Below are 20,553 nucleotides of genomic sequence, written 5' to 3'. Positions count from 1 at the left end.
AAACGAACTTTTCTTGCCTGGCGGCTAATAAAGGTACAGACTTCTTGAAACGTTTCAGCGTCATCGGGAGATTCTCCGGCAGGTAGATGACGCATTTTTTCTCAAAGTAGCTGAAACGATTCAATTCAGCAGGAGAGGAGAACCATGTTCCAGTTATCTGTGCAGGATATTCATCCCGGTCAGCAGGCCGGTAATAAAGAAGAGGCTATTCGTCAGGTTGCCTCCGCGCTGGTCAGCGCGGGCAACGTGGCAGACGGCTACATCAACGGGATGCTGGCTCGCGAGCAGCAAACCTCCACTTTCCTTGGCAACGGTATTGCGATTCCGCACGGTACCACCGACACCCGCGATCAGGTACTGAAAACCGGCGTTCAGGTGTATCAGTTTCCGCAGGGCGTGACCTGGGGCGAAGGGCAAACCGCCTACGTCGCCATCGGTATTGCCGCCAGCTCGGATGAACACCTGGGGCTGCTGCGTCAGCTGACCCACGTGCTGAGCGACGACTCCGTTGCTGAACAACTTAAGTCCGCGACGACCGCTGAAGAGCTGCGCGCCCTGTTGATGGGTGAAAAGCAGAGCGAAGCGCTGAAGCTCGATAACGAGACGCTGACCCTGGACGTTGTCGCCAGCGACCTGCTGACCCTGCAGGCGCTGAACGCCGCGCGGCTGAAAGAAGCTGGCGCCGTCGATGCTTCCTTTGTTAGCCGTACGATTAATGATAAACCGCTGAACCTCGGTCAGGGCATCTGGCTGAACGACAGCACCGAAGGCAACCTGCGCAGCGCCGTTGCCGTCAGCCGCGCGGCCAGCGCCTTCACCAGCGATGAGCAGCCGGTTTCGCTGCTGATTACCGTCGCGATGGCCGATGACCAGCCGACGGCGGTGCTTAATCGTCTGAGCAATTTGCTGCTTGACAAAAAAGCTGACCGTTTGCTGAAGGCTGATGGCGCCACGCTGCTGGCGCTGCTGACCAGCGACGACGCGATTGCGGAAGATGTTCTCAGCGCGGAATACGTTATCCGCAACGAGCACGGGCTGCACGCGCGTCCCGGCACGATGCTGGTGAATACCATTAAACAATTCTCCAGCGACATTACCGTCACCAACCTTGATGGTTCGGGCAAGCCGGCCAACGGCCGCAGCCTGATGAAAGTCGTGGCGCTGGGCGTGAAAAAAGGTCACCGCTTGCGCTTTACCGCGCAGGGTGAAGATGCGCAGCAGGCGCTGGATGCGATTGGCGAAGCGATCGCCGCAGGCCTTGGGGAGGGCGCATAAATGAGCAGACGTGTCGCAACGATTACTTTAAACCCGGCCTATGACCTGGTGGGTTTTACCCCGGAAATTGAACGCGGTGAGGTTAACCTTGTTCGCACCACCGGTTTGCACGCCGCAGGGAAGGGGATCAACGTTGCAAAAGTGCTGAAAGATCTCGGTATCGACGTCACCGTTGGCGGTTTCCTCGGTAAAGACAATCAGGATGGTTTTCAGCAGCTGTTCAGCGAGCTGGGCATTGCTAACCGTTTTCAGGTTGTTCAGGGCCGTACCCGTATCAACGTTAAGCTGACGGAGAAAGATGGCGAAGTCACCGATTTCAACTTCTCCGGCTTTGAAGTCACGCCGGGCGACTGGGAGCGTTTTGTTAACGATTCCCTGAGCTGGCTGGGCCAGTTCGATATGGTTTGCGTGAGCGGTAGCCTGCCGTCTGGCGTCAGCCCGGAAGCGTTCACTGACTGGATGACCCGTCTGCGTAGCCAGTGCCCGTGCATCATTTTTGACAGCAGCCGCGAAGCGCTGGTTGCCGGTCTGAAAGCGGCGCCGTGGCTGGTTAAACCTAACCGCCGCGAGCTGGAGATCTGGGCGGGCCGCAAGCTGCCTGAAATGAAAGATGTGATTGAAGCCGCTCATGCGCTGCGTGAGCAGGGAATTGCCCACGTAGTTATCTCCCTTGGCGAAGAAGGCGCTCTGTGGGTTAACGCATCCGGAGAGTGGATTGCCAAGCCGCCTTCCGTTGAAGTGGTAAGCACCGTTGGCGCCGGTGACTCCATGGTTGGCGGCCTGATTTATGGCCTGCTGATGCGTGAGTCCAGCGAACATACGCTGCGCCTGGCAACGGCAGTTGCCGCGCTGGCGGTGAGTCAGAGCAATGTCGGTATTACCGATCGTACCCAGTTGGCCGCAATGATGGCGCGCGTCGACTTACAACCCTTTAATTAACAGCAGGAGAGGCATAATGAAAACGCTGCTGATTATTGATGCCGGGCTTGGACAGGCTCGCGCCTATATGGCGAAGACCCTGTTAAGCACTGCGGCGCAAAAAGCGCAACTCGAACTGATTGATAACCCGAACGACGCTGAGCTGGCGATTGTGCTGGGCACGGCGCTGCCGGCCGACAGCGCGCTGAACGGCAAAAAGGTCTATCTCGGCGATATTAACCGCGCCGTAGCGCACCCGGAGCTGTTCCTCGGTGAGGCCAAAAGCCATGCAACGCCTTACAGCGCCCCGGCCGCTGCCGCTGTACCCGCAGCGACCAACGGTCCGAAACGCATCGTGGCGGTTACCGCCTGTCCGACCGGGGTGGCGCACACCTTTATGGCGGCGGAAGCGATTGAAACCGAAGCCAAAAAACGCGGCTGGTGGGTGAAAGTTGAAACGCGCGGGTCCGTGGGCGCGGGTAATGCAATCACGCCGGAAGAAGTTGAACAGGCGGATCTGGTGGTGGTGGCTGCCGATATCGAAGTGGATCTGGCGAAATTCGCCGGTAAGCCGATGTATCGCACCACCACCGGTCTGGCGCTGAAGAAAACCGCTCAGGAGCTGGATAAAGCCGTTGTTGAAGCGAAACCGTATCAGCCTGCGGGTAAATCCCAGGCCGCGGCGGAAGGCAAAAAAGAGTCCGCTGGCGCCTATCGCCACCTGCTGACCGGCGTGTCGTACATGCTGCCGATGGTGGTGGCGGGCGGTCTGTGTATCGCGCTCTCCTTCGCTTTTGGTATTAAAGCCTTTGAAGTGAAAGACACCCTGGCCGCCGCGCTGATGCAAATCGGTGGGGGCTCAGCCTTCGCGCTGATGGTGCCGGTACTGGCGGGCTTTATCGCCTTCTCCATCGCTGACCGTCCGGGCCTGACGCCGGGTCTTATCGGCGGTATGCTGGCGGTAAGCACCGGATCCGGCTTCATCGGCGGTATCATCGCTGGTTTCCTTGCCGGTTACGTGGCGAAAGCGATCAGTACGAAGCTGAAACTGCCGCAAAGTATGGAGGCGCTGAAGCCAATCCTGATCATTCCACTGGTTTCCAGCCTGATCGTAGGTCTGGCGATGATTTACCTGATTGGTAAACCCGTTGCCGGGATCCTCGAAGGCCTGACCCACTGGCTGCAAACCATGGGCACGGCGAACGCGGTTCTGCTCGGTGCGATCCTCGGCGGTATGATGTGTACCGACATGGGTGGCCCGGTGAACAAAGCGGCCTACGCCTTTGGTGTTGGTCTTCTGAGTACCCAAACCTATGCGCCGATGGCGGCCATTATGGCGGCAGGTATGGTTCCACCGCTGGCGCTGGGTCTGGCGACGCTGATTGCGCGTAAAAAGTTCGACAAAGCGCAGCAGGAAGGCGGTAAAGCCGCACTGGTTCTCGGCCTGTGCTTTATCACCGAAGGCGCGATTCCGTTCGCTGCTCGCGACCCGATGCGCGTCCTGCCTTGCTGTATCGTTGGCGGCGCGGTCACCGGCGCGATGTCCATGGCGGTCGGTGCTAAGCTGATGGCGCCGCACGGCGGTCTGTTCGTCCTGCTGATTCCTGGCGCGATTACGCCGGTACTCGGTTATCTGATGGCGATTGTCGTCGGTACGCTGGTCGCAGGGCTCTCCTACGCGGTGCTGAAACGTCCTGAAGCTCAGGTAGCAGAAAAAGCAGCCTGATCGACCCATTAAATCGTTCTCAAGGGCAGAGTCTTCTCTGCCCTTTTTTATGCCTCATCTCCTCCCGCTCATCCTGCCGTATGTGCTCTCCTTCGCATTTTTAAACTGTTTAAAAACCATACGGGTCATTTTTTGTGATTTTGTTCATGTTCATATGAAATCCCTCTTGCTGACCTCTTTACTTTAAAAACATTCCGCTTAACATAAACACATGTTCACATTCAAACATGTGTTTATTTGGAGGTGATGAATGGAAGCATGCTTATTTATTGATATTCAATAATTCCACTGCCATAGCATTTTTTATGCTGGAGGGTATTTTCATGCCTGAAAATGATTACGTTGTAATTATTGGATCGGCAAATATGGATGTTGCTGGTTATTCCAATGTATCGTTGAACTATGCGGATTCTAACCCCGGGAAAATAAAATATACTCCCGGCGGCGTAGGGCGAAACATTGCGCAAAACATTGCCTTGTTAAATAAAAAAGCGTGGCTATTATCGGTTGTCGGTGACGATTTTTATGGCCACTCTCTATTAAAACAAACGGCCCACTCCGGGGTTCACGTCGATAAATGTCAGGTTATCCAGGGGGAAGGTACTTCAAGCTATTTATCGCTGCTTGATAATACCGGTGAAATGCTGGTGGCGATTAATGATATGAGCATCACTGAACATATTACGCCAGCGTTTTTAAGACAGCATCAAGATTTTATCTGCAATGCTGCGGTGATTGTCGTTGATTGCAATATCAGCGAGGCCGCTCTCGCCTGGCTGATGGAAAATAGCGGCGCAACGCCCGTTTTTGTTGATCCGGTTTCAGCCTGGAAGTGCGTGAAAATCAGCCAGCATCTGGGGCGTATTCACACCCTGAAACCGAACCGGCTTGAGGCTGAAACGCTGAGCGGCATCGCGCTGTCCGGCACGGATGATGTCGCGCGCGTTGCCGACTGGTTTCATCAGCGTGGCCTGAAGCGCCTGGTGCTGAGCATGGGCGGCGACGGGGTTTACTACAGTGAGAAAGATGGGGAACGCGGCTGGTCCGCGCCGCTGAAAACTCAGGTCGTTAACGTCACCGGCGCCGGTGATGCCATGATGGCCGGCCTTGCCTGCTGCTGGCTCGACGGCTGTTCATTTTCGCAAGCGGTGAAGTTTGCTCAGGGATGCTCTTCTCTGGCGCTTTCATCGGAATTCACCAATAACCCTGAATTATCTTACGCCAACGTAAAAAAGGTAGTGGAGAAAGAATATGTCTGAATTAAATATTTCCTCTGAATTATTACAGCTTTCTGCGGAAGTTCAGCAGGCGTTGAAAAATAATCAGCCAGTAGTGGCGCTGGAATCAACCATTATTTCTCACGGTATGCCATTTCCGGAAAATGCGCAAACGGCGCTGGAAGTAGAAGAAACCATTCGTCGCCAGGGGGCGGTGCCGGCAACCATTGCGATTATTCATGGCGTCATGAAAGTTGGCTTGAGCCGTGAAGAAATTGAACTGCTGGGCCGGGAAGGGCATAACGTCGCCAAAGTCAGTCGTCGTGATTTACCCTTTGTTGTCGCCGCAGGATTAAATGGCGCGACCACCGTGGCGTCTACCATGATTATTGCCGCAATGGCCGGAATTAAAGTCTTTGCGACCGGCGGTATTGGCGGAGTACATCGTGGCGCCGAGCACACGTTTGATATTTCCGCCGATTTACAGGAGCTCGCTAATACCAACGTCACCGTCGTCTGCGCCGGTGCAAAATCTATTCTCGATCTCGGTTTAACGACCGAATATTTAGAAACGTTTGGCGTTCCGCTTATTGGTTATCAAACCTCTGCGCTGCCGGCATTCTTCTGCCGAACCAGCCCGTTTGACGTCAGCATTCGCCTCAATAGCGCCAAAGAGATCGCCAAAGCGATGGCGGTGAAATGGCAGTCGGGTCTGAATGGCGGCATGGTGGTGGCGAATCCTATTCCTGAAGCGTTCGCGATGCCGGAAGAGAAAATCAATGCCGCCATCAACCGGGCGGTGAAGGAGGCGGAAGAGCAGGGCGTGGTGGGGAAAGCGAGTACGCCGTTCCTGCTGGCCCGCGTTGCGGAGCTGACCGGCGGAGACAGCCTGAAATCCAATATTCAGCTGGTCTTCAACAACGCCATTCTGGCCTGCGAGATTGCCAAAGAGTATCAGCAGGTAGCCTGACGACAGTTGCGGGCCGTTTGCGGTGGCCCGCCCCGATATCAAAGATACCGAAAGCCTGGCCCGCGCCGGGTTTTCCACCAGGTAAGGATATCATTATGGACATCATGAGAAGTCTTCTGGGGATGGTGGTGTTGCTGGCCATTGCCTTTGCGCTGTCAGTCAATAAAAAACGCATCAGCGTCAGAACGGTAGGGGCAGCGCTGCTGCTGCAAATCGTCATTGGCGGGGTGATGCTCTACTTTCCGCCGGGAAAGTGGCTGGTCGAGCAGGCCGCGCTTGGGGTACATAAAGTCATGTCCTATAGCGACGCCGGAAGCGCGTTTATTTTTGGTTCACTGGTCGGCCCGAAGATGGACGTACTGTTTGACGGCGCCGGCTTTATCTTCGCCTTTCGCGTGCTGCCCGCCATCATTTTTGTCACCGCGCTGATAAGCCTGCTTTACTACCTTGGCGTGATGGGGCTGCTGATCCGGATTCTTGGCGGCATCTTCCAGAAGGCGCTGAATATCAGCAAAATTGAGTCTTTTGTCGCCGTGACCACCATTTTTCTTGGGCAAAATGAGATCCCGGCGATCGTCAAACCGTTTATCAACAAGCTCAACCGCAATGAGCTGTTTACCGCGATTTGCAGCGGGATGGCGTCGATCGCCGGGTCAATGATGATCGGCTATGCCGGTATGGGCGTGCCGATTGATTATCTGCTGGCCGCTTCGCTAATGGCCATCCCCGGCGGGATTCTGTTTGCCCGTATGCTGAGTCCGGCAACTGAAGCATCCCAGGTCACTTTCGACAATCTCTCTTTCACCGAGACGCCGCCGAAAAGCGTGATCGAGGCGGCGGCGTCAGGGGCGATGACTGGCCTGAAAATTGCTGCTGGGGTGGCAACGGTAGTGATGGCGTTTGTGGCGATTATCGCGCTGCTGAACGGTATTATCGGCGGCATTGGCGGCTGGTTTGGCTACGGTCACGCCACGCTGGAGGGGATTTTCGGCTTTCTGCTCGCACCGCTGGCGTGGATCATGGGCGTTGACTGGAGCGATGCGACGCTGGCGGGCAGCCTGATTGGCCAAAAGCTGGCGATCAACGAATTCGTCGCCTACCTCAACTTTTCGCCTTATCTGCAAAGCGGCGGAAACCTGGACGTGAAAACCGTTGCGATCATCTCGTTCGCGCTGTGCGGTTTCGCCAACTTTGGCTCGATCGGCGTGGTTGTCGGGGCGTTTTCGGCCATTTCACCGCAGCGCGCGCCGGAAATTGCCCAGCTTGGGCTGCGCGCCCTGGCGGCGGCCACGCTCTCTAACCTGATGAGCGCCACCATCGCCGGGTTCTTTATTGGGCTAGCATAACACGCTGCACGCACCGCGCCTGCGGTGCGTGCTACGCGACGCCGGGAAGTAAATTGAGCGCGTTATCGACGGATAAAGAAGGGTTGTTGATGCTGTCGCTGGCGCGGGTGATGGCGGTGCAGGCCATGGCGAAAGCGGCGCTCTCTTTAAAGTCGCTGCCGTCGAGATAGCTATAAAGTAGCCCGGCCATTAGCGCATCGTCGGCGCCGAAGCTGTCTATCGTTGTATGGTCCGGCAGACTCATCCGGAAGCGTTCACCCCCTGCTTCGCTACAGAAAACAGCGTCGTCTTCCGAGCAAATCACCACCCGCTGAGTACCCCTTTCGTGCAGCCATGCTAGCGCCCGATCGCGATCCGCCTCGTTTTCAATGGGTTCTCCCCAGAGGATCTGCAGTTCGCGCAGCGTGGGTTTGAGGGTGTGGATCTTCCCCAGCCATGGGCGAATGCGGTGCGCTTTAAACTCGGACACGGTATCAACGAATACCGGAATGCCGTTAGCCAGGGTAAATACCCACTCCAGCGACTGCTCCGTCAAATTACAATCGACCAGAACGACGCCGGCATGCGTCAGCAGGTCCCGATACTGATTCAGCAGCTGCGGCGTGAGCGACTGTAAAATATGCGTATCGTTAATCGCCAGCACCGTCTCTTCCCGCGGGTTGGCGATGGAGAGATAGGTGGCGGTATTATGGCCGTGCAGGCGGATACAGCTCTGCACGTTAACGCCCGCCTGGCGGGTTTGCTCCAGCAGCGTTTCGCCGTAAAAGTCGCTGCCGACGGCGGAAATCAAATGCACATCGCGGCCCAGCAGCGCCAGGTTATGCGCGATATTTCGCGCCACGCCGCCAGCGGAGCACTGGATATTACCCGGGTTTGACACCGGTTGAGGATAATGGATATCGGCAATTCCGCGGATATCCATATTCACCGCGCCCAGAGAGACGCAGTACTCCTGCTCGGTAAGGATGTAGCCTTTGCCCTTGATGGCCCCTTTACGCGTGAGGTCCATAATGTGCGCGGCCACGCGGGAGCGGCTAATCTGCAGAATATCGGCAATTTCATGCTGCTGAATCAGCGGATTGCGCCGCAAAATTTTGAGGATCTGCTTTTCCCTGTCGTTCATATCAGACCGTAGCCTCTTCCGTTTGCTGAGCCCGCAGCCAGGCGATCTCTTCCGCCCAGATATCAGGATTGATCGTTTCCAGAATCAGCGGGATACCGTCAAAGCGGCTGTCCTGCATAATCCAGCGGAAAGCATCATGGCCGATATTGCCTTCACCCAGGCTGTGGTGACGGTCAACGCGGCTGGCGAACGCGCTTTTCGCATCGTTCAGGTGCATACCGCGCAGATACTGAAAACCGACAATCCGTTCGAAATCAGCGAAGGTTTTTTCACACTCTTCGGCGCTGCGCAGATCGTAGCCGGCGGCGAAGGCGTGACAGGTATCAATGCACACCCCGACGCGTGATTTATCTTCCACACCGTCGATGATGGCCGCCAGATGCTCAAACTTAAAGCCCAGGTTACTACCCTGGCCAGCGGTGTTTTCAATGACCGCCGTGACGCCTTCGGTTTTTGCCAGCGCGATATTGATCGATTCGGCGATACGCGCCAGACATTCGTCTTCCGGGATTTGCTGCAGATGGCTACCCGGATGGAAATTCAGCAGCGTCAGGCCGAGCTGCTGGCAGCGGGAGAGTTCATCAATAAAGGCATCGCGGGATTTTTCCAGCGCGTCCTCCACCGGATGACCGAGGTTAATCAGATAGCTGTCGTGCGGCAGAATTTGCCCCGGACCGAACTGGTACTTTTCGCAGGCGGCTTTAAATTCAGCAATGGTTTCGTCGCTCAGAGGGGCGGCGCGCCACTGGCGCTGGTTTTTGGTAAAGAGGGCAAATGCGGTCGCGCCGATTTCGGCTGCGCGAATGGCGGCGTTGGCTACACCGCCGGAGGCGCTGACGTGCGCTCCAATATATTTCATAAAAAAACTCCAGTTAAGCCGCTGGGGGGAGGGTAATGATAGCGGCTTAGCCGGAGAGTTACATCATCCTTAATACAACCTGAGTTGCGAGGGGCTTCAGGCCATCAGGCTATGAATGGCCAGGTTAATCGCGCCGCCGCCGACAATCAGCCAGACGAAGAGCATCAGCGCCATCAGCAGCGGTTTGGCGCCGGCTTTTTTCAGCGCGCTGACGTGGGTGGTCAGGCCGAGGGCGGCCATCGCCATCGCCAGCAGTACGGTATCCAGCGTGACCAGCATATCGACAACCGCTTTCGGCAGCAGGTGGAAGGAGTTAAACACCGCCACCAGAATAAACAGGATCGCAAACCACGGAATGGTGATTTTACTTTTCTCACCGCCGTTGGCCGGGGCTAATTGCTTCACGCGCGCGGCGAGGAACAGCAGGAACGGAGCCAGCATCATCACGCGCAGCATTTTTGCAATCACCGCCGCGTTTTCCGCCTCCGGACCCACCGCGTGGCCTGCCGCGACAACCTGAGCAACCTCATGCATCGTCGAACCCATATAAATGCCGTAGGCTTCCGGCGTAAACCAGTGCGCCAGGAAGGGGTAAATCGCCGGGTACAGGAAGATGGCAATGGTGCCGAAAATGACCACCGTGGCGACGGCAACCGTCACTTTGCTGGCTTCCGCTTTGACGACCGGTTCGGTCGCCAGCACCGCTGCGGCGCCGCAGATGCTGCTGCCGGCGCCAATCAGCCAACTGGTATGTTTATCCAGGCCGAAAACCTTTTGCCCAAGAAAGCAGGCGATAAAAAAGGTGCTGGAAAGTGTCAGCGCGTCAATGACGATACCGCCTACGCCGACGTCGGCAATCTGGGCGAACGTCAGGCGAAAGCCGTATAAAATGATGCCGAGACGCAGCAGGTGCTGCTTGGCAAAGATCACGCCGCCGTCGCAGGGCTGCCAGATTTTCGGGTAAACCGTGTTACCGATGACCATGCCGAATAAGATAGCCAGCGTGAGGGCGCTGAAGCCCGCGCCGGCGATAGCCGGATAACTACCGGCCCACAGCGCTGCGCCGGTGAGCAGGGCGGTGAGCGCCAGTCCAGGTGCAAAGTGCCGCAATGGGCGATGTTTAGTCGGTAAAGTGAGTGCTGTCATAACCTTCTCCTTTGTCTGGGAAAAGCATACGACCCGCTGGTTTAAATATAAAATTGATTATATATTTATAATTAATCGAAATAAGTGGTAAACACGCGGTTTCGCGGTTTGAGAACGATGGGCCTCAGCCTCACGCCGCGGATCGCGAGTCGTCTATAAAGGCAGGAAAAAACATGCATATCACGCTAAGGCAGCTGGAAGTTTTTGCTGAAGTATTAAAAAGCGGTTCGACGACGCAGGCATCGCAAATGCTGGCGCTTTCCCAGTCGGCGGTTAGCGCGGCGCTGACCGATCTCGAAGGGCAGCTGGGCGTGCAGCTATTTGATCGCGTAGGGAAAAGGCTGGTGGTCAACGAGCACGGCAGGCTGCTTTATCCGCGGGCGCTGGCGCTGCTGGAGCGGGCGCTGGAGATAGAACAGCTGTTTCGCGGCGACAACGGCGCGATCCGCGTCTACGCCAGCAGCACCATCGGCAACTATATTCTGCCGGAAATTATTGCGCGCTATCGACGCGATCTGCCGGATTTACCGCTGGAGCTGAGCGTAGGCAATAGCCAGGACGTGATCAATGCGGTGGCCGATCTGCGCGTGGATATCGGGCTGATTGAAGGTCCCTGTCACGCCGCGGATATTATTGCCGAACCCTGGCTGGAAGATGAGCTGGTGGTCTTTGCCGCGCCGGATTCGCCGCTCCTCGAAGGGGAGGTGACGCTGCAACGGCTGGCGGAAGCGCCGTGGATTTTACGCGAGCACGGCTCCGGGACCCGGGAAATCGTCGACTATTTATTACTCTCGCATTTACCGGCGTTTCATCTGGGGATGGAACTGGGCAACTCGGAAGCCATCAAGCACGCTGTGCGCCATGGTTTAGGCATTAGCTGCCTGTCGCGACGCGTGGTGGCGGAGCAGCTTGAAGTGGGGTCTTTGGTAGAGCTGGCGATCCCGCTGCCGCGTTTAACCCGTACCTTGTGGCGCATTCATCACCGGCAGAAACATATTTCCAAGGCATTACAGCGATTTCTGCATTATTGCGACGTGTAAAAGCGGACGCCACGCGCGCTGGCGTTTTCGGGATTTCATGCTTTACTAATAATCCATGCTCGATCATGAAGCTCTCTTATAACTTTGCAATTGTATCGGATGGATCACAGACACTCTGCTACAATCTCGCCTCGTTTTTTGGATGGATAGCATTTTCACATGGTTTCGGATACTAAAACCACAGAAGCGCCCGGTTTACGTCGTGAACTGAAGGCGCGCCACTTGACCATGATCGCGATTGGCGGTTCCATAGGTACAGGTCTTTTTGTTGCCTCTGGCGCAACGATTTCTCAGGCGGGCCCTGGCGGGGCGCTGCTCTCTTATATTCTCATCGGCCTGATGGTTTATTTCCTGATGACCAGCCTCGGCGAGCTGGCGGCGTTTATGCCGGTGTCCGGCTCTTTTGCCACCTACGGGCAGAATTACGTTGAGGAAGGCTTTGGCTTCGCGCTGGGCTGGAACTACTGGTACAACTGGGCGGTGACCATCGCCGTTGACCTCGTTGCCGCTCAGCTGGTGATGACCTACTGGTTCCCCGATGCACCCGGCTGGGTCTGGAGCGCGCTGTTCCTCGGCATCATGTTCCTGCTGAACTGGATCTCGGTAAAAGGCTTTGGCGAAGCGGAATACTGGTTCTCGCTGATCAAAGTGGCCACCGTCATCATCTTTATTATTGTCGGCGTGATGATGATCTTTGGCATCTTTAAAGGCGCACAGCCTGCGGGCTGGAGCAACTGGGTTGTCGACGATGCGCCGTTTGCCGGCGGCTTTGCGGCGATGATTGGCGTGGCGATGATTGTCGGCTTCTCGTTCCAGGGAACCGAGCTTATCGGCATCGCGGCCGGCGAGTCGGAAAACCCGGAGAAGAACATTCCGCGCGCCGTGCGGCAGGTGTTCTGGCGTATCCTGCTGTTCTATGTGTTCGCCATCCTGATCATCAGCCTGATTATTCCGTATACCGACCCGAGCCTGCTGCGTAACGACGTGAAAGATATTTCCGTCAGCCCGTTCACGCTGGTCTTCCAGCACGCGGGGCTGCTGTCGGCGGCGGCGATTATGAACGCGGTTATTCTGACGGCGGTACTGTCGGCGGGTAACTCCGGAATGTACGCGTCCACCCGCATGCTCTACACCCTGGCCTGCGATGGCAAAGCGCCGCGTATTTTCTCTAAGCTGTCCAAAGGCGGCGTGCCGCGTAATGCGCTGTATGCCACCACGGTGATTGCAGGGCTGTGCTTTCTGAGCTCGATGTTCGGTAATCAGACCGTTTACCTGTGGCTGCTGAATACCTCCGGCATGACCGGCTTTATCGCCTGGCTGGGGATTGCCATTAGCCACTATCGCTTCCGTCGCGGCTACGTGCTGCAGGGGAACGATCTCAACGATTTGCCGTATCGTTCCGGCTTTTTCCCGCTGGGGCCAATCTTCGCTTTCGTGCTGTGCCTGATCATTACCCTGGGCCAGAATTACGAAGCGTTCCTCAAAGATACCATCGACTGGGGCGGTGTGGCGGCAACTTATATCGGCATTCCGCTGTTCCTGGTGATCTGGTTTGGTTACAAGCTGGCGAAAGGCACGCGTTTTGTGCGCTACAGCGAAATGAAGTTCCCGGAGCGTTTTAAAAGCTAAGGTCAGCTGACACCGTAAGATAAAACCCTCTCATCGAGAGGGTTTTTTTATGTCTGCGATTCTTACACGTTGATACAGTTATTCATAATTTTATTGATAATTGTAATCATTATCTTTATCATTTCCGCCAAATTCAGGATGAAGCCAATCCCCGTATCTTGCAGAGGGTCAGACTGACAAGGGGCGACCAGCCACATCTACTGTAAAAAATTGCGCGCATACGCCGTTAGAGCGCTATGCCGACAGTACCTGTGAGCAGAACCTTTTTTGTTTGTTTTGTTGTACACCTCATGGAGATATGGAATGTTCAGGCTAAACCCTTTTGTCCGGGCCGGATTATGCGCGTCCGTCGTATCCCTGGCGTTTCCGGCGCTCGCCGACGTTAACGAAGAAACGCTGGTTGTCACCGCTGCGGCAACTGAACAGAGCGTCAAAGATGCGCCCGCCAGTATTAGCGTTATCACCCAACAGGATCTGCAGCGTAGACCGGTACAAAACCTGAAGGATGTCCTGCGGGAAGTGCCGGGCGTGCAGCTCACCAACGAAGGGGATAACCGCAAAGGGGTGAGCATTCGCGGCCTCAGCAGCGGCTATACGCTGATCCTCGTTGACGGCAAACGCGTTAACTCGCGCAACGCCGTCTTCCGCCACAACGATTTTGATCTCAACTGGATCCCGGTTGATGCCATTGAGCGTATCGAAGTGGTGCGCGGGCCGATGTCTTCCCTCTATGGTTCCGATGCCCTCGGCGGCGTGGTCAATATCATCACCAAAAAAGTCGGTCAGCAGTGGACGGGCACCCTCAGCGCGGATACCACCATTCAGGAACACCGCGATCGCGGCGATACGTACAACGGTCAGTTCTTTACCAGCGGCCCGCTGATTGACGGCGTGCTGGGGATGAAAGCCTACGGCAGCCTGGCGAAGCGCGCCAAGGACGATCAGCAGGCTTCCAACAACGCAGCGGGCGAAACGCCGCGTATTGAAGGCTTCACCAGCCGCGACGGCAACGTCGAATTCGCCTGGACGCCAACCGATAATCAGGACATGACCGCAGGCTACGGGTTTGATCGCCAGGATCGGGATTCCGACTCTCTTGACCGCAACCGCCTCGAGCGCCAGAACTACTCCCTGAGCCACAACGGCCGCTGGGATGTCGGCAATAGCGAGCTGAAATTCTACGGCGAGAAAGTGGATAATAAAAATCCGGGTCAGGCCGGGACCATCACCTCTGAGAGTAACTCGGTGGACGGCAAATACGTTCTGCCGCTGGGCATGATCAACCAACTGCTGACCTTCGGCGGCGAATGGCGTCACGATAAACTGAAAGACCCGGTCAATCTGAGCAGCGGCAGCCAATCCACTTCCGCCAGCCAGTACGCGCTGTTCCTCGAAGATGAATGGCGGATCATCGAACCTCTGGCCTTGACCACTGGCATTCGTATGGACGATCACCAGACCTATGGCGATCACTGGAGCCCGCGCGCTTATCTGGTGTATAACGCCACCGATGCCGTGACCGTGAAGGGCGGCTGGGCGACGGCATTTAAAGCGCCATCCCTGCTGCAGCTGAACCCGGACTGGACCACAAACTCCTGCCGCGGCTCGTGCAGTATTATCGGTAACCCGGATCTGAAACCGGAAACCAGCGAAAGCTTCGAGCTGGGTCTGTACTATCGCGGCGAAGAGGGCTGGCTTGAAGGTGTGGAAGGAAGCGTCACCACCTTCCAGAACAACGTTGACGATATGATCGATATCCTGCGTACCTCCAGCGCCAGTGAAGCGCCGGGCTACCCGAACTTTGTCGGCTGGAAAACGGTGAACGGTAAACGCGTGCCGATCTTCCGCTACTTCAACGTCAATAAGGCGCGTATCAAAGGGGTAGAAACGGAATTGAAGGTGCCGTTCGGTGACGAATGGAAGCTGACGGTTAACTACACCTATAACGATGGCCGCGACCTGAGCAACGGCGGCGATAAACCGCTGCAAACGCTGCCGTTCCATACCGCTAACGGTACCCTCGACTGGAAACCGCTGGACGACTGGTCCTTCTACGTCACCGCCAACTATACCGGCGAACAGCGTTCGGTCAGCGCGACGGGCAAAACGCCCGGCGGCTACACCATGTTTGATATCGGCGCGGCCTGGAACGTCACCAAAAACGTCAAGCTGCGCTCCGGGGTACTCAACGTTGGCGATAAGGATCTGAGCCGCGACGACTATAGCTATACAGAAGAAGGCCGCCGCTACTTTATGGCCATCGATTACCGCTTCTAACCGGGCGATAAAAGAGGGCTGGCGGGGAAACCTGCCAGCCCTCGCTAAAGGCGCTCAGGGTGAAGCCAGACGGAAAAGCGGCGGGCGAACCCACCGCTCCAGGTTGCTACTTACCGGATTCGTAAGCCATAAAAGCAGCCACCTCCCTGTTCGTATCGCGGTAGCGAATTTCGCAAAGCGATTTTCTTACCAGCAGGGTGAACGCTAATAGCGTGATACACACGATGAGCAGACACCAGATCGGGGCGGTAGGCGGTACCTTCATGGTTTGTTCTCCTTGCCTTTCGGCGGGTAAGAGACTAACCTGATGTTGTCTAAGCATGCAGATAGCCTCGTGGGTGATTACATTACCTTCGGGGCTTTCTTCTTTCTGCCTCAGCACAACGGTAAAACTCAATCCTGCCCTGAGGCGAAAGCCTCAAGCGCCGCCAAAAATCATACCCGCCGACGACGGAAAATACACTATCTCTCTGTATATATTACTTTTTATGACTATTGGATGCTGAGGCATTTTGCGTATCAATGCGCCGGGAAGGTGATTCACGACGCATTGAAAGGATCAGGAGAAGAGGTGCCGGGCATGGAAACGCAGGTGGTCCTCAATAAATGAGGCGATAAAGTAGTAGCTGTGATCGTAACCGGGCTGAATACGCAGGGTTAACGGCCAGCTTTTCTGACGCGCGGTTTCCGCCAGCACCGCCGGCTGCAGCTGTTCGGCGAGGAATGTATCGCTGTCGCCCTGGTCAATCAGGGTTGGAATCGCATCTGACTCGCTGCTGGCCTGCATTAACGCGCAGCTGTCCCAGGCCTGCCAGGCCGCTTCATCTGCTCCCAGATAGGCGGTAAACGCTTTTTTGCCCCAGGGAACCTGGGTCGGATTAACGATAGGCGCGAACGCGGAAACGCTGACGAAGCGGCCCGGATTCTTCAGCGCCATCACCAGCGCGCCGTGGCCGCCCATGGAATGCCCGCTGATGGCGCAGCGGCCGCTGAGATTAAACTCGCGGGCAATCAGCTGCGGTAGCTCGTCGCGAAGGTAATCGTACATGCGGAAATGCGCGGACCACGGCGCCTGGGTGGCATTGAGATAAAAGCCAGCGCCTTTCCCCAGATCGTAAGCGCTATCGTCGGCAACGTTATCACCGCGCGGACTGGTGTCCGGCATCACCAGCGCAATGCCCAGTTCGGTGGCGACGCGCTGTGCGCCCGCTTTGGTGGTGAAGTTTTCATCATTGCAGGTCAGGCCGGAGAGCCAGTAGAGAACCGGCGGCGGCGCGTCCGCGTTGGTGGGCGGTAAAAAGATGCTGAAGGTCATTGCGCAGTTCAGCGTTGCGGAGTCGTGCCGCCAGCGTTGCTGCCGACCTTCAAAACAGCGGTGCTCTTCGAGCAGTTCCATGCAGGGCTCCTTAAGTGTCTCAGGCGTAATTTTCCATAATACAGATATTTCATGGCCTCGTGAGTAACTTTCACTTCCTCCTTTTCGGAACGTATTGCATCATTAATGCAACTTTTAACCAACATGCTGACCTTGCCGTAGCGGCAGGCGTCGCGCTATGGGGCGGCGATTGGGTTGGTTGCGGCAAGGTGAGCAGGGCGTTGCGTAACGCATCGTAGTGCGCTGGTCTGGCGGCGTGGAACGAGAGGTGACGCCAATTTCAACAATTATCGATGCGGCTACTGGATTCTGTGCGTCACCTCACGCACAATGAATACAAACTTTGCCCTCAGAAGAGCAAAGAGCGCCACACCTGCAGGAGAACAAAAATGTCATCACTGAGTAAAGAAGCCATACTCGTTCATGAAGCGCTGGTCGCTCGTGGGCTGGAGACGCCGCTGCGTCCGCCAGTACAAGAAATTGATAATGAAACTCGCAAGCGTCTGATCGCCGGACACATGACCGAGATTATGCAGCTGTTAAACCTTGATCTAAGTGATGACAGCCTGATGGAGACCCCCCATCGCATCGCCAAAATGTACGTCGATGAGATCTTCTCCGGACTGGACTACGCACGTTTCCCAAAAATCACCGTCATCGAAAATAAGATGCAGGTTGATGAAATGGTGACCGTGCGCGATATCACCCTGACCAGCACCTGTGAACACCATTTTGTGACCATTGACGGCAAAGCCACGGTGGCCTATATCCCGAAAGATTCGGTTATTGGCCTGTCGAAAATTAACCGTATCGTGCAGTTCTTCTCCCAGCGTCCGCAGGTGCAGGAGCGGCTGACGCAGCAGATCCTCACCGCGCTGCAAACGCTGCTGGGGACCAGCAACGTCGCGGTTTCCATCGATGCGGTGCACTACTGCGTGAAAGCGCGCGGCATTCGCGATGCGACCAGCGCCACCACCACCACGTCGCTGGGCGGCCTGTTTAAATCCAGCCAGAATACCCGCCAGGAGTTCCTGCGCGCCGTACGTCACCACAACTAAAACGGAGCAGGGTACATGGAGAGAAATGTCACGCTGGACTTTGTCCGCGGCGTCGCCATCCTCGGTATCCTGCTACTGAATATCAGCGCCTTCGGTTTACCGAAGGCCGCTTACCTCAACCCGGCATGGTCCGGGAACATTTCCGCCAGCGACGCCTGGACCTGGGCGATTCTCGATCTGCTGGCGCAGGTCAAATTCCTGACCCTCTTCGCCCTGCTGTTTGGCGCCGGACTTCAGCTTCTGCTGCCGCGCGGCAAGCGCTGGATCCAGTCGCGCCTGACGCTGCTGGCGCTGCTTGGCTTTATTCACGGACTGTTTTTCTGGGACGGCGATATTCTGCTGGCCTATGCGCTGGTCGGGCTGGTGGGCTGGCGGATGGTGCGCGACGCGCACGATGTCAAATCGCTGTTTAATACCGGCGTGGTGCTGTACGTTATCGGCGTGGCGGTACTGCTATTGCTGGGATTGATTTCCGGCAATACGCCCAATCGCTCGTGGCTGCCGGACGCGGCAAATTTGCAGTACGAGCAGTACTGGAAGCTAAAAGGCGGCTTTGAAGCGGTGAGCAATCGTGCGGATATGCTGTCGGATAACCTGCTGGCGCTGGGCGCGCAGTACGGCTGGCAGCTGGCCGGCATGATGCTGATGGGTGCCGCGCTGATGCGCAGCGGCTGGCTCAAAGGGCAGTTCAGCCTTCGCCACTATCGGCGTACCGGCGGGCTGCTGATTGCCGCCGGATTGGCGGTCAACTTGCCCTCGATTATTGCCCAGTGGCATCTTGGCTGGGACTATCGCTGGTGCGCATTCTTGCTTCAGGCGCCGCGGGAGCTGGGCGCGCCGCTGCAAACCATCGGCTACGCGGCGCTGGCCTGGGGCTTCTGGCCGCAGCTATGTCAGAGTCGTCTGGTGGGGGCGATTGCCTGCGTCGGGCGCATGGCGCTAACCAACTATCTACTGCAGACCCTGATTTGTACCACCCTGTTCTACCGCTTCGACCTGTTTATGAAGTATGACCGCTTACAGCTGTTAGCCTTCGTACCGGCCGTGTGGACGGTTAATCTTCTCTTCTCGTGGTTTTGGCTACGTCATTTCCGCCAGGGGCCCGTTGAGTGGCTATGGCGTCAATTCACCCTGCGTGCGTCGGGGACATCATTAAAAGATACATCCAGATAACGATCTGGATCACAATCATTAACAAAATGGATGTAACCGTTTCCATCCCTGTGACCTCACTCACGTAGCATACGGCACGTCGCTGCCAGAATAGTCTCCTTGCTGAACACAGGAGGTGAGTGTGACGTACTGCAATGCTCTACAGGTCGGTGAGTATGATCACCATTCGTGATGTCGCCCGCCAGGCGGGTGTTTCCGTCGCGACGGTTTCGCGCGTGCTGAATAACAGCGCGCTGGTGAGCCCGGATACGCGAGAAGCGGTAATGAAGGCGGTAACGCTGTTGGGCTATCGGCCGAACGCCAACGCGCAGGCGCTGGCGACGCAGGTCAGCGATACCATCGGCGTGGTCGTGATGGACGTGTCGGACGCCTTTTTTGGCGCGCTGGTCAAAGCGGTTGATACCGTCGCCCAGCAGCATCAGAAATATGTGCTTATCGGCAATAGCTATCATGAAGCGGAAAAAGAGCGTAACGCCATTGAGGTGCTGATTCGCCAGCGCTGTTCAGCGCTGATCGTCCATTCCAAGGCGCTGAGCGACGCGGAGCTGGGGGATTTTATGGAGCATATGCCGGGAATGGTGCTGATTAACCGCATCGTGCCGGGGTACGCCCACCGCTGCGTTGGACTGGATAACGTCAGCGGCGCGCTGATGGCGACCCGCATGCTGCTCAATCATGGTCACCAGCGCATCGGCTACCTCTCTTCCAATCACGGCATCGAAGATGATGAATTACGGCGGGAAGGGTGGTTCAGGGCGTTACATGAACACGGCATTGTCGCTCCCGAAAGCTGGGTGGGGTCCGGGTCGCCTGATATGCAGGGCGGCGAGGCGGCGATGGTCGAACTACTGGGGCGCAACCTCGGTCTGACCGCGATCTTCGCCTATAACGACAGCATGGCGGCCGGCGCGCTCACGACGCTTAAAGATAACGGCATTGCCGTACCGCAGCATCTTTCGCTGATCGGTTTTGATGATATCCCCATTTCCCGTTACACCGACCCGCAGCTGACGACGGTGCGCTACCCGATTATGTCGATGGCGAAACTGGCGACCGAGCTGGCGCTACAGGGCGCGGGGGGGACGCTGGATCGTGAGGCCAGCCACTGCTTTATGCCGACGCTGGTGCGCCGACATTCGGTGGCGCAGAGGCAAATTGTGGGGCCGATCACTAACTAATTATCTGCCTGATGTAACCGCTTTCAATATGTGAGTGATTTCACAGTTTGTTAACATTAAGCTGGCTATGATTGCTGCGTTTACAAGTCTGAACATACTATGTCACGGTGATTAATCACTTTTACAGCAGTAATCGGCGTTAAACGATGAATAAAGCCGTTTTTCAGGAGCGTTACCCTACACGGAAGACAGAATTACAGTCGTGAATGTCGCTGTGCAGTAACATAAATGTAACGCTCGCCA

At 56.3% G+C, this 20,553-nt stretch carries 17 protein-coding genes; 12 read left to right on the top strand and 5 right to left on the bottom strand.

Annotation, left to right across the window (positions count from 1 at the left end; translation table 11 throughout):
* The first annotated feature begins 144 nt into the window (after window positions 1–144).
* The 6 genes from fruB to HMPREF1144_RS22185 all read left to right on the top strand — a co-directional run bounded on the left by fruB (window position 145) and on the right by HMPREF1144_RS22185 (window position 7,452).
* A complete protein-coding gene (fruB, locus tag HMPREF1144_RS22210) occupies window positions 145–1,275 on the top strand; it encodes a fused PTS fructose transporter subunit IIA/HPr protein (protein ID WP_004852698.1) in 1,131 nt (376 codons plus the stop codon).
* Window positions 1,276–2,214, top strand: coding sequence for a 1-phosphofructokinase (gene fruK / locus HMPREF1144_RS22205; protein WP_004103928.1), 939 nt, complete (start codon window positions 1,276–1,278; stop codon window positions 2,212–2,214).
* Window positions 2,215–2,230: 16 nt separating this feature from the next.
* On the top strand, window positions 2,231–3,919 hold the full coding sequence (gene fruA / locus HMPREF1144_RS22200; RefSeq protein ID WP_004852694.1) for a PTS fructose transporter subunit IIBC: 1,689 nt from the start codon (window positions 2,231–2,233) through the stop codon (window positions 3,917–3,919).
* A 323-nt stretch (window positions 3,920–4,242) separates the two neighbouring features.
* Window positions 4,243–5,178: a pseudouridine kinase gene (locus tag HMPREF1144_RS22195; protein WP_042928247.1), complete on the top strand. Its 936-nt coding sequence runs from the start codon at window positions 4,243–4,245 to the stop codon at window positions 5,176–5,178.
* Window positions 5,171–6,106 (top strand): pseudouridine-5'-phosphate glycosidase, encoded by a 936-nt coding sequence (locus HMPREF1144_RS22190; protein ID WP_009653983.1) that lies wholly within the window; start codon window positions 5,171–5,173, stop codon window positions 6,104–6,106. The genes HMPREF1144_RS22195 and HMPREF1144_RS22190 overlap by 8 nt, the downstream gene beginning before the upstream one ends.
* 95 nt (window positions 6,107–6,201) lie before the next feature.
* Window positions 6,202–7,452, top strand: a complete 1,251-nt coding sequence (locus tag HMPREF1144_RS22185) for a NupC/NupG family nucleoside CNT transporter (RefSeq protein ID WP_009654022.1) — start codon at window positions 6,202–6,204, stop codon at window positions 7,450–7,452.
* Window positions 7,453–7,483: 31 nt separating this feature from the next.
* Here HMPREF1144_RS22185 and HMPREF1144_RS22180 read toward each other — a convergent pair whose 3' ends face one another.
* The 3 genes from HMPREF1144_RS22180 to HMPREF1144_RS22170 form a co-directional block, all read right to left on the bottom strand.
* A complete protein-coding gene (locus tag HMPREF1144_RS22180) occupies window positions 7,484–8,575 on the bottom strand; it encodes a sugar kinase (RefSeq protein ID WP_004852688.1) in 1,092 nt (363 codons plus the stop codon).
* A 1-nt stretch (window position 8,576) separates the two neighbouring features.
* Window positions 8,577–9,434 carry a deoxyribonuclease IV gene (gene nfo / locus HMPREF1144_RS22175; RefSeq protein ID WP_004852686.1) on the bottom strand — a complete coding sequence of 286 codons (858 nt, stop codon included), beginning with the start codon at window positions 9,432–9,434 and terminating at the stop codon, window positions 8,577–8,579.
* A 96-nt stretch (window positions 9,435–9,530) separates the two neighbouring features.
* The gene (locus tag HMPREF1144_RS22170) at window positions 9,531–10,580 is read right to left on the bottom strand and encodes a YeiH family protein (RefSeq protein WP_009654038.1); all 1,050 of its coding nucleotides are present in this window, start codon (window positions 10,578–10,580) and stop codon (window positions 9,531–9,533) included.
* A 173-nt stretch (window positions 10,581–10,753) separates the two neighbouring features.
* On the opposite strand from HMPREF1144_RS22170, the gene yieE reads away from it, so the two are divergent.
* From yieE to cirA, 3 genes are all read left to right on the top strand, one after another.
* Complete coding sequence (gene yieE, locus HMPREF1144_RS22165; protein ID WP_009653952.1) at window positions 10,754–11,620, top strand: DNA-binding transcriptional regulator YeiE; 867 nt, start codon at window positions 10,754–10,756, stop codon at window positions 11,618–11,620.
* A gap of 159 nt (window positions 11,621–11,779) precedes the next feature.
* A complete protein-coding gene (locus tag HMPREF1144_RS22160; protein WP_004852681.1) occupies window positions 11,780–13,249 on the top strand; it encodes an amino acid permease in 1,470 nt (489 codons plus the stop codon).
* A 303-nt stretch (window positions 13,250–13,552) separates the two neighbouring features.
* Window positions 13,553–15,526 carry a catecholate siderophore receptor CirA gene (gene cirA, locus HMPREF1144_RS22155; protein WP_004852679.1) on the top strand — a complete coding sequence of 658 codons (1,974 nt, stop codon included), beginning with the start codon at window positions 13,553–13,555 and terminating at the stop codon, window positions 15,524–15,526.
* A 106-nt stretch (window positions 15,527–15,632) separates the two neighbouring features.
* Here cirA and HMPREF1144_RS22150 read toward each other — a convergent pair whose 3' ends face one another.
* Both HMPREF1144_RS22150 and fghA read right to left on the bottom strand, forming a co-directional pair.
* Window positions 15,633–15,791 (bottom strand): type I toxin-antitoxin system Hok family toxin, encoded by a 159-nt coding sequence (locus tag HMPREF1144_RS22150; RefSeq protein WP_009653954.1) that lies wholly within the window; start codon window positions 15,789–15,791, stop codon window positions 15,633–15,635.
* A gap of 294 nt (window positions 15,792–16,085) precedes the next feature.
* Window positions 16,086–16,922 carry an S-formylglutathione hydrolase gene (gene fghA / locus HMPREF1144_RS22145; RefSeq protein WP_009654005.1) on the bottom strand — a complete coding sequence of 279 codons (837 nt, stop codon included), beginning with the start codon at window positions 16,920–16,922 and terminating at the stop codon, window positions 16,086–16,088.
* A gap of 368 nt (window positions 16,923–17,290) precedes the next feature.
* On the opposite strand from fghA, the gene folE reads away from it, so the two are divergent.
* From folE to galS, 3 genes are all read left to right on the top strand, one after another.
* Window positions 17,291–17,959 carry a GTP cyclohydrolase I FolE gene (gene folE / locus HMPREF1144_RS22140; RefSeq protein ID WP_004103895.1) on the top strand — a complete coding sequence of 223 codons (669 nt, stop codon included), beginning with the start codon at window positions 17,291–17,293 and terminating at the stop codon, window positions 17,957–17,959.
* Window positions 17,960–17,974: 15 nt separating this feature from the next.
* On the top strand, window positions 17,975–19,132 hold the full coding sequence (yeiB, locus tag HMPREF1144_RS22135) for a DUF418 domain-containing protein YeiB (protein ID WP_009654028.1): 1,158 nt from the start codon (window positions 17,975–17,977) through the stop codon (window positions 19,130–19,132).
* A 155-nt stretch (window positions 19,133–19,287) separates the two neighbouring features.
* Window positions 19,288–20,310 (top strand): HTH-type transcriptional regulator GalS, encoded by a 1,023-nt coding sequence (gene galS / locus HMPREF1144_RS22130; protein WP_004852667.1) that lies wholly within the window; start codon window positions 19,288–19,290, stop codon window positions 20,308–20,310.
* The last annotated feature ends 243 nt before the right edge of the window (window positions 20,311–20,553 follow it).

The organism is Klebsiella sp. OBRC7 (assembly GCF_000293135.1).
In the GTDB taxonomy this organism is placed as follows: domain Bacteria; phylum Pseudomonadota; class Gammaproteobacteria; order Enterobacterales; family Enterobacteriaceae; genus Klebsiella; species Klebsiella michiganensis.
Note: the sequence above shows the minus strand (reverse complement) of the source record. Positions and strands in the feature narration are given on the sequence as shown.